This is a genomic window from Brachyspira suanatina (assembly GCF_001049755.1).
Classification (GTDB): Bacteria; Spirochaetota; Brachyspiria; order Brachyspirales; family Brachyspiraceae; genus Brachyspira; species Brachyspira suanatina.
In genome coordinates this window covers 1-2,040 of the sequence record NZ_CVLB01000034.1, presented here as the reverse complement: position 1 = coordinate 2,040, position 2,040 = coordinate 1, and the positions used below count along the sequence as shown (strand labels likewise).

Here is a 2,040-nt window from a genome sequence, read left to right as displayed (position 1 = left end):
GCTTCTGTTAATCCTTTTCCAAGTCCTACTATACCTTTTAATGCAGGACCGAAGCCTGCTGCTAAAGCAACAAATCCTACACTTGCCGCTTGCAAAGGTGCAGGCAAATCGCTGAATGTTTTTATTAATGATATTATAGTAAGAATCATTTTTTCAGCGAGAGGAACTGCTTTATCTCTTATAACAGGAAGTAAATCTTCATTAACAACAGGAAGAAGGCTGTTTCCAAGCTCTATTACTAAAGCACTAAGTTCTGCTTTTATTTTTTCAAACTGTCTTGCTGGACCATCGTCTATTTTTTTGAATGCCTCAGCTGTAGCACCTGCTGAATTATTCATTTGATCTAGAGCATCTTTGAACTTACTAGCATTCTTTCCAGATAATGCCAAAGCAGCATTTCCTGACTCAACGCTGCTGAACATACTAGAAACATCTTTTCCACTTTTAGCAGCTTTTTCAGCAAGCATTTGCAGAGCTTCCTGAAGTGTACCGCCTTGTTCGATAAACTCTTTAAAGCTAGTTCCTGCTATTTCTCTAAACGCTTTATCTGTGGTGCTGCCTTCTTTATTAAGCTCTACTAAAGCCTGCCTAATCTGTGTTGTGGCCACAGAAGTAGGCGTACCTTGGGCAGTCATTACGGCAATAGCAGCTCCTATATCTTCAAACTGAACACCTAATGCTGAAGCGGTAGGAATGACATTAAATAAAGATTTTGATAACTGAGTAAAATCAGTTTTTCCTAGCTTTACAGTTTGAAACATTATGTCCGAAGCTCTATTAACATTAAGAACTTCTGTTCCATAAGCATTTGTAACTGAAGTAAGCCCATCAACTGAAGTTTCTAATTCAGCAACACCTGCAACTGAAGCTTCAGCTGCTGTTTTAAGAAATCAAATACATTTTCTCTAGGAACTCCTGCAGAAAGTGATTGATATAAAGCAGGTACTACTTCTTCAGGTACTTTTCCGATTTCTTTAGAAAAATCCAAAGTTTCCTGCTTTAAAGATTCAAAACCTTCACTCCCTAATTTAGGAAGAAGCGTAAGAACCTCACGCATTCCATTATCAAAATCAGTAGCTTTTTTAGTTGCTAATGCAAAAGCTGTTGTTCCTGCCGCTATTGGAACAGTTAAACTTTTAGTAGCTAAAGAACCGAACTTATCAAAAGATTTTCCTATTTTATCAAAACCTCTTTCTAAGTCGGTTGTTTTATCTTTAAGTTTTCCAAATGCTTCAATAGCTTGGGAAGCATCTGCATATATACTAACATTTAAGCTGCTCATTTATTTAATTATCCGTTATTATTGTTTCTATTTCCCAAAGCCCTTGCTTTTCTCTTATTTGTTGCTATGCTCGCCTACGCCAATAATCACCTACTTGGTGGCTTCGGCTCACTATTTTTATTACTGCTAATTATTTACAGTAATAGTCTCTATTTCCCATAAGCCTTTCTTTTCTCTTCTTATAGTTTTATTTCCCTGCTTTATTTCACTTACATTATTATCTGCTTTTGTTTCTTCTTGAACTTCGATTATATAAGGCAAATTTAAAGAAGCTGTATAATAGAGCAGAAGTCTTTGCAAACTCATCTCCATCATACAGTCTTCTGTCCAGCCATAACTATGAGCTAGATGTGCCAACAATTTTATTAGTTCTATTTTTATTAGCTTTCTTTTTTTTATTATTTACACCTTGATCTGATTTACTTTCTTTTGTTTCTTTTGAATCACTGCCTGCACGAAGATAAGATTCAAATGCCATTTGCATTATTTTCATTAACTGATCATAATTAAAATCTTCTGATATTTTTTCTTTACTAACATCAGGATGCGATCTTTGTATAATAGGAATTACTATCTCATTAATTATTTGTTCTGAATCAACATCTTCAAGAGCTTTTACACTATTATAATAATCATTTAATTTAAGAGCTATTTTAAGAGATAGATCATTAACATTAATGTTATAATCTCCAAGTTTCGCATAAACAGCTTTCTTTTTACTAAACTCTTCTAAATCTTTAATTACTATTTCCATATTG

The 2,040-nt window shown here is 34.2% G+C and carries 3 protein-coding genes and 1 pseudogene; all 4 read right to left on the bottom strand.

Going from position 1 to position 2,040, the window contains the following annotated elements; translation table 11 throughout:
• Positions 1-830, bottom strand: a pseudogene (locus BRSU_RS14965) (phage tail tape measure protein); the annotation flags it as partial.
• 11 nt (positions 831-841) lie between these two features.
• Positions 842-1,282 (bottom strand): hypothetical protein, encoded by a 441-nt coding sequence (locus BRSU_RS14960; protein ID WP_245158129.1) that lies wholly within the window; start codon positions 1,280-1,282, stop codon positions 842-844.
• A 126-nt stretch (positions 1,283-1,408) separates the two neighbouring features.
• A complete protein-coding gene (locus BRSU_RS14205) occupies positions 1,409-1,639 on the bottom strand; it encodes a hypothetical protein (RefSeq protein WP_245158128.1) in 231 nt (76 codons plus the stop codon).
• On the bottom strand, positions 1,620-2,040 hold a 421-nt coding region (locus BRSU_RS14650; protein ID WP_342446854.1), incomplete at its 5' end, for a hypothetical protein. The genes BRSU_RS14650 and BRSU_RS14205, both read right to left, overlap by 20 nt.